This window comes from Kineococcus gurbantunggutensis, assembly GCF_050871925.1.
In the GTDB taxonomy this organism is placed as follows: domain Bacteria; phylum Actinomycetota; class Actinomycetes; order Actinomycetales; family Kineococcaceae; genus Kineococcus.
On the sequence record NZ_JBJLSG010000001.1, the window covers coordinates 78,050 to 85,100 of the forward strand.

The 7,051-nt window shown below is 79.5% G+C and carries 7 protein-coding genes; 5 read left to right on the forward strand and 2 right to left on the reverse strand.

Annotation, left to right across the window (positions count from 1 at the left end; all coding sequences use genetic code 11):
• The first annotated feature begins 25 nt into the window (after positions 1 to 25).
• The 4 genes from ACRYR7_RS00290 to ACRYR7_RS00305 all read left to right on the forward strand — a co-directional run bounded on the left by ACRYR7_RS00290 (position 26) and on the right by ACRYR7_RS00305 (position 4,399).
• A complete protein-coding gene (locus tag ACRYR7_RS00290; protein ID WP_432570062.1) occupies positions 26 to 640 on the forward strand; it encodes a histidine phosphatase family protein in 615 nt (204 codons plus the stop codon).
• 105 nt (positions 641 to 745) lie between these two features.
• A complete protein-coding gene (locus ACRYR7_RS00295; protein WP_432570063.1) occupies positions 746 to 2,173 on the forward strand; it encodes a putative bifunctional diguanylate cyclase/phosphodiesterase in 1,428 nt (475 codons plus the stop codon).
• A gap of 113 nt (positions 2,174 to 2,286) precedes the next feature.
• Positions 2,287 to 3,654, forward strand: a complete 1,368-nt coding sequence (locus ACRYR7_RS00300; protein WP_432570064.1) for an FAD-dependent oxidoreductase — start codon at positions 2,287 to 2,289, stop codon at positions 3,652 to 3,654.
• A gap of 46 nt (positions 3,655 to 3,700) precedes the next feature.
• A complete protein-coding gene (locus ACRYR7_RS00305) occupies positions 3,701 to 4,399 on the forward strand; it encodes a PadR family transcriptional regulator (RefSeq protein WP_432570065.1) in 699 nt (232 codons plus the stop codon).
• On the opposite strand, the gene ACRYR7_RS00310 is transcribed toward ACRYR7_RS00305, so the two are convergent.
• Complete coding sequence (locus tag ACRYR7_RS00310) at positions 4,381 to 4,971, reverse strand: hypothetical protein (protein ID WP_432570066.1); 591 nt, start codon at positions 4,969 to 4,971, stop codon at positions 4,381 to 4,383. The genes ACRYR7_RS00305 and ACRYR7_RS00310 overlap by 19 nt on opposite strands.
• 112 nt (positions 4,972 to 5,083) lie before the next feature.
• A complete protein-coding gene (locus ACRYR7_RS00315; RefSeq protein WP_432570067.1) occupies positions 5,084 to 6,097 on the reverse strand; it encodes an asparaginase in 1,014 nt (337 codons plus the stop codon).
• A gap of 94 nt (positions 6,098 to 6,191) precedes the next feature.
• On the opposite strand from ACRYR7_RS00315, the gene ACRYR7_RS00320 reads away from it, so the two are divergent.
• The gene (locus ACRYR7_RS00320; RefSeq protein ID WP_432570068.1) at positions 6,192 to 6,935 is read left to right on the forward strand and encodes a MerR family transcriptional regulator; all 744 of its coding nucleotides are present in this window, start codon (positions 6,192 to 6,194) and stop codon (positions 6,933 to 6,935) included.
• Positions 6,936 to 7,051: the final 116 nt, after the last annotated feature.

Below are 7,051 nucleotides of genomic sequence, written 5' to 3' on the forward strand. Positions count from 1 at the left end.
GCACGGGGCGGCTACCGTCCACCGGGTGTCGATCCTCGTCGTCCGCCACGGACAGACCGCCTGGAGCCTGTCGGGGCAGCACACCGGTGCCACCGACGTCCCGCTGACCGAGGTGGGCGAGCAGCAGGCGCGGGCCCTCGCGCCGGCCTTCGCCGACCGCCGGCCCGCCCTGGTGCTGACCAGCCCGCGCACCAGGGCCCGCCGCACCGCCGAGCTGGCCGGCCTGGCCGCCGCCGCCCCCGTCGAGGTCGACGAGGACCTCGTGGAGTGGGACTACGGCGGGTACGAGGGGCGCACCACCGCGGAGATCTCCGAGGAGCTGGGCCGGCCCTGGTCGGTGTGGCACGACGGCGTCGTGCCCGGCGCCACCCCGGGCGAGACGGTGCAGCAGGTGGCCGTGCGCGCCCGCGCCGTCCTGGCCCGCGCCGCGGCCGCCGAGGGCGGCGGGGACGGCGAGGGCGGCGGGGACGTGGTGCTCGTCGCGCACGGGCACTTCCTGCGGGTGCTGGCGGCGTGCTGGCTGGGCCTGTCGCCCACGGCCGGGGCGCTGTTCGCGCTGGACGCGGGCACCTGGAGCGAGCTGGGCCGCGAGCACGGCCGCCCCGTGCTGACCCGCTGGAACGTGCCCGCCGGCGCCTGACCCGGCGCACCCGCCCGGCCCCGCGCCCGGCCCCGCGCCCGGCCCGGCGCGGGGTCACCCGACCGGCCCGTTCAGGAGCGGGCCCCGGCGTGCCGATGGGTTCACGTGGACGCCGCCTGGACCGCCTGGACGACCGTGGTCGTCGTGACGGTGCTGGCCGCGCTCGCGCTGGCCGCCGTCGCGCGCCAGCGCGACCGGCGCAGCGCCGAGGTGGCGCTGACGGACACCCTCACCGGCCTGGGCAACCGCACCGCGCTGGTGCAGCGGCTGACCCGGCTGCTGGCCTCCGGCGGCTCGCCCGGCCTGCTGCTGCTGGACCTGGACGGCTTCAAGGACGTCAACGACACCCTCGGCCACTCCGCCGGGGACGTGCTGCTGCGCCAGGTCGCCTCCGTCCTGCAGCGCACCGCGGGCCCGCAGGCGCAGGTCACCCGCCTGGGCGGCGACGAGTTCGCGGTCCTGGTGCCCTCGCCCGCCGACGGCGCCGAGCTGGAGGTGCTGGCCAAGCGGCTGCTGGCCGCGCTGTCCATCGGCGGCTTCTCCTCCGGCGAGGTGCCGCTGGACGTGCAGGGCAGCATCGGCATCGCCGTGGCCGGCGACGACGGCGCCTCCGCGGACGAGCTGCTGCAGCACGCCGACGTGGCCATGTACGCGGCCAAGCGCGCCCGCGCCGGCGTGCTGCGCTACGCCGCCGACAGCGACCCGCACTCCACCGGCGCCCTGGAGGTCCTCGGGCAGCTGCGGCAGGCGATGGAGGAGGACCAGCTCGTCGTCCACTACCAGCCCAAGGTGGGCGGCGACGGGCGGCTGCTGGGCTTCGAGGCGCTGGTGCGCTGGCAGCACCCCGTGCGCGGCCTGCTGCCGCCGGCGGCGTTCCTGCCGTTCGTGGAGCGCACCCGCCTGATCCACGCCCTCACCCGCTGGGTGCTGCTGACCGCCGTGCGGCAGGTCGCCACCTGGCGGGCGCAGGGCCTGGACACGACGGTCTCGGTGAACATCAGCGCCGCCAGCCTGGACGAGGGCCTGCTGGGCATGGTCGAGGAGGCCCTGGCGCTGACGCGCTGGCCGGCGGAGCAGCTCGTGCTGGAGATCACCGAGACGGCGATCGTGGTCGACCCGGCGGGGGCGCGGCGCACCGTGCAGCGCCTGCGCGAGCGCGGCGTGCGCGTCTCGGTGGACGACTTCGGCGCCGGCGCGACGAGCCTGGTGCACCTGCGCGGCCTGGCGGTGCACGAGCTGAAGGTGGACCGGCAGTTCGTCAGCGACCTGATGGCCCACCCCGAGGACGAGGTCATCGTCTCCTCCGTCATCGCGCTGGCGCACCGGCTGGGGCTGGTCGTCGTCGCCGAGGGCGTGGAGGACGCGCGCACCGCCGAGCGGCTGCGCGCGATGGGGTGCGACGAGCTGCAGGGGTACCTGTTCGCGCGGCCGCTGCCGGCCGGGGAGGCGCTGGCCTGGGCGCGCGCCGAGCGGGACCGGCTGGCCGTCGGGCCCGCCGGGCCGTCCACCGGGCCGTCCACCGGGACCGCCTGAGCCGGAGGGCCCGAGCCGCAGCGCCCGGGCTGGACCGGTGACGCGGCGGCGCCGCGGTGCCAGGCTGGGGGCGCCGTGGTGCGGCACCGGGCCGCCCGGCGCGGGAGGGCGCGGTGCGCGCGGGGACCGGCGACGAGGACGACGGGGGCGACCGGGGCGACCGGGACGACCCGCCCGGCGCCGGCGCGGGCGGCGCGGCCGGGGAGCTGCCCTGCGTCGTGGCGGGCGGCGGGCCGGCCGGGGTGGTGCTGGGGCTGCTGCTGGCCCGCGCGGGGGTGCGGGTCCTGGTGCTGGAGAAGCACGAGGACTTCCTGCGCGACTTCCGCGGCGACACCGTGCACCCCTCCACGCTGCGGCTGCTGGACGAGCTGGGCCTGGCGGAGGAGTTCCTGCGCCTGCCGCACGCCCGGGTCGAGCGCGCGAGCGCGACCACCGACGACGGCACGTTCACCGTCGCGGACTTCTCCCGGCTGCCGGGGCGCTTCCCGTTCCTGGCGCTGGTGCCGCAGTGGGACTTCCTGGACCTGCTGGCCTCCAGCGCCCGGCGCCACCCGGGCTTCGAGCTGCGCACCGGTGCGCGGGTGCTCGGGCTGCTGCACGAGGGCGGGCGGGTGGCGGGGCTGCGCTACCGCGCGGCGGACGGGGCCGAGCACGAGGTGCGCGCGGCGCTGACGGTCGCCGCGGACGGGCGCGGGTCGGTGCTGCGGGCGGCGGCGGGGCTGCCGCTGCGGGTGTTCGGGGTGGGCGTGGACGTGCTGTGGTTCCGGCTGCCGCGGCCGGCGGGGGCGGTGCCGCCGACGGGGGCGCGGCTGTCGGCGGGCCGGTTCGCCGTGGTGCTCGACCGCGGCACCCACCTGCAGTGCGCGTACGTGGTGCCGGCCGGCGGCCTCGAGGCGGTGCGCGAGCGCGGGCTGTCGGCCTTCCGCGCGGACGTGGCGCGGCTGCTGCCGGACCTGGCGGGCGTGGTGGGGCACCTGACCTCCACGGGGGACCTGCACGTGCTGCGGGTGCGCGTCGACCGGCTGCGGCGCTGGCACCGCGACGGGCTGCTCGTGGTCGGCGACGCCGCCCACGCGATGTCGCCGGTGGGCGGGGTGGGGGTGAACCTCGCCGTGCAGGACGCGGTCGCCGCCGCGCGGCTGCTGGCGGGGCCGCTGCGCCGGGGCCGGCCCTCCCCGCGGGAGCTGGCGCGGGTGCGGCGGCGGCGGTGGCTGCCGGTGGCGCTGACGCAGGCGGCGCAGCGCGTGGCGCACCGGCGGGTGCTGGAGGCCTCGCTGGGGCGCGAGGGGCCGGTGCGCGCGCCGGCGGTGCTGCGGCTGCTGCAGCGGGTGCCGGTGCTGCAGGTGCTGCCGGCCGCGGCGATCGGGCTGGGCGTGCTGACCGAGCACCCGCCGCCCGAGCACCCGCCGCCCGAGCACCCGCCGCCCGGGGCTCCTCCGGCCGGGGACGTAGCGCTCGATACGTCAGCGATGTATCGTTGATGTATCGAGCGCGGCACCGTGCTGCGCTCCACCACGGAGGTGCACCATGAGGTTCGACAGGTTCTTCGACGTCCCCGAGGGCCCGCGCCGCGGCGGTCACCGCGGCCACCACCCCGGCGGCCCCGGCCCGTTCGGCCGCGGCGGCCCGCGCGGGTTCGGCGGCCACGAGGGCTTCGGCGGCCCCGGCTTCGGCGGGCCCGGGTTCGGCGGGCCCGGCTGGCCGTTCGGCGGCCACGGGCGCGGCGGCCGCGGCCGGCGCCCCCGGGGCGACGTGCGCGCCGCCGTGCTGGTCCTGCTCGCCGAGGGCCCCAGCAACGGCTACCGCGTCATCGGCGAGGTCGAGCGCCGCAGCGGCGGCGCCTGGAAGCCCAGCCCCGGCTCGGTCTACCCCACCCTGCAGCAGCTCCAGGACGAGGGCCTGATCGCCCCCGACCCCGCCGACCCCAAGCGCTTCTCCCTCACCGAGCAGGGCCGCCGCCACGTCGAGGAGCACCTCGCCGGCGCGCCGGCGCCCTGGGAGGGCCTGGACGGCCCCGGCCCGCGCGAGGGGTTCGAGGAGACGTTCGGCCAGCTCCGGCAGGTCGCGGTGCTGCTGCAGCAGGTCGCGGTGACCGGCCGCGCCGAGGACGTGCGCGCCGCCGGCGACGCGCTGGAGCGCTGCCGCCAGGAGCTGCTTGCGGTCCTGGCCCGCGACCCGCGCCGGGGCCGCGGCGCCGGCGGCGAGGGTCAGGAGGACGCGGGCTGACCGGCGGTCAGCAGCCCCACCGACGGCGTCAGGGCGTGCACCACCGGCCGGTCCCCGGCCCCGTGCAGGGCCGCGGACCCGCAGCGGCGCAGCAGGTCCGCGCGCAGCGCCAGGTTCAGGCGGGCCGGGTGCGCGCCGCTCGCGCCGCGCACCGGTCCGGTCGTGGCCTGCGCCCCGCCCGCGTGGTGGTGCACGTGCTCGGTGATCCACCGGCTGCCCACGGCCACGTGCGGGGCCGTCACCAGCACCACCACCGCCGACGGCCGGGCCTCGCGCGCCGCCGCGGCGACGGCGCCCGCGGCCAGCACCGCGTCGGCGTCCCGCGCGCCCGGTGCGGCGCCCAGCCGCACCGGGCGCAGCTCCACCCCGTCCAGCAGCGCCACCAGCGGCTCCCAGGAGGCCAGCAGGCGCGCGGCGCCCGAGCCCGGCGCCAGCACCGGCACCAGCGCGGTGGGCACCCCGGCCGCCGAGGCCTCGTCGGCGGCGGCCACGAGCTGCTCCAGGCAGTCGTCGAGCAGCCCCGCGTCACCGGCCAGCACGGGCAGCACCACGACGGCGCGTTCGATGCGCACGCCCCTCCTGTCCGCCGCCGCGGGCCCGGCCCGCGCCCCGCGCCCGGCCGTGCGACCCCGCCGGCCCGCTGCCCGGTCTCCCCGCGTGTCTAGGGGGCCGGGGGGTGGGCGGTCAAGCCGGCGCGGGTCGCAGCGCCAGCGCGCGCAGCTCGCCCACCGGGCGGCCCCCGCCGAGCACCGGGACGGCGGCCAGCGGGCGCAGCGCGCCCGGGTCCACGCCCAGCAGCTCCAGCGCCGCGCAGGCCACCGGCACCCGCGCGCGGCCGCCGCCGTCGCCGACCTTCAGCGCCACCGCGCCGGCCGCCGTCGCGGCGACCTGCACCGCCTCGGCGCCGTCCTTGGTCACCAGCCCCGGCACCGCCCGCGCCAGCGCGGTGGTGTCGCGGCCCTCCCCGGCCACGAGCTCCGGGTGCACCCGCATCGCCTCGGCCACGCGGCCCTCCGGCGTGCCCGGCGCGGCGCCGGCGATCCGGGCCAGCGCCCGCGCCAGGCCCAGCAGGGACACCGCCACCAGCGGTGCGCCGCACCCGTCGGCCGTCGGGTGCACCGCCGGCTCGCCGCACAGGTCGGCGACGGTCTGCACCACGCGCCGCTGCAGCGGGTGGTCGGGGTCCAGGTAGCCGGCGGTGCTCCAGCCGGCGGTGCGGCACGTCAGCAGCATCGCCGCGTGCTTGCCCGAGCAGTTCTGCGCCAGCGGCTGCGGCCCGCGCCCGGCCGCGGTCCACGCCGCCCGCTCGGCCTCGCCGATCGGCAGGTCCGGGGTGTTGCGCAGGTCGCCCGGCCCCAGCCCGCCCAGCTCCAGCACCCGGCGCACCCGGCTCAGGTGCTCCTCGCCGCCGGAGTGGCTCGCGCACGCCAGCGCCAGCAGGTCCGGCGGCAGGTCCAGCCCGCTGCGCACCATCGCCACCGCCTGCAGCGGCTTGAGCGCCGAGCGCGGGTACACCGGGGAGGCGACGTCGCCGACGGCGGCCAGCAGCGCGCCGTCGGCGCCGACGACCGCCACCGAGCCGTGGTGCACGGACTCCACCAGCCCGCCGCGGGTCAGCGTCGCGACGGGCACGTGGGCGGGCGGGGGCGCGGGGGAGGCCGCGGGGGAGGGCGCGGGGGAGGTCGCGGGGGTGTCCACGCCGGGAGGCTACGGCCGCCGGGCCGCCGACGGGCTTGACCCTGCCGCAGCGTCAACTCCTAGCGTCCTCACCGAGGGGTTCGGGAGGTCAGCCGTGGAGTGGACGATCCACCAGGTCGCGCGGGCGACGGGGACGACGAGCAGGACGCTGCGGCACTACGGCGACGTCGGGCTGCTCGCACCCAGCCGGGTCGGCGCCAACGGCTACCGCTACTACGACGACGCGGCCCTGCGCCGGTACCAGCGGATCCTGCTGCTGCGGGAGCTGGGCCTGGGGCTGGGCGCGATCGCCGGGGTGCTCGACGAGCGCACCGACGCGGTGCAGGCGCTGCGCGCCCACGCCGAGCTCCTCGAGCGGGAGGCCGCGCGGCTGCACCGGCTGGCGGCCTCGGTGCGCGAGACCGTCCGCAGGACCGAGCAGGGGGAGGAGCTGGACGTGACGACGAGCTTCGAGGGCTTCGACGCGAGCCGCTACGAGGAGGAGGTGGTGCAGCGCTGGGGGCGCGAGGCGCACGAGGACGCCCAGCGCGCCTGGCGCGAGCTGGGCGTGGACGGGCGCGCCGCGCACGGCGCGGAGGCCGACGCGATCGGGCGCGGGTTCGCCGCCGCCGCCGCGCGCGGGGCCGCGCCCGGCGACGCGGACGTGCAGGAGCTGGTGCGCCGGCACCACGCCTGGGTCTCGCTGTTCTGGACCCCCGGCGCCGAGCAGTACCGGGGCCTGACGGCGACGTACGTGCAGGACGAGCGCTTCCGCGCCGCGTACGAGGCGTTCGGGCCGGGCACGGCGGAGCTGCTGCGCGACGCAGCGGCGCTGTTCGCCGGGCGCGAGCTGGACTGAGCACCGGGCCCGAGCCGGCCTGAACGGTCCCCCCGGCCCCCGCGCGGGGGCCGGGGGGACCCGGGCGTCACGCGCAGACGACCCGCTCCCCCACCGTCAGCTCCACCAGGGGCCGC

Coding starts and splice junctions, on each gene's coding strand:
- ACRYR7_RS00305 (WP_432570065.1), top strand. CDS start 3,701: ATGAGGTTCGACAGGTTCTTCGACGTCCCCGAGGGCCCGCGCCGCGGC.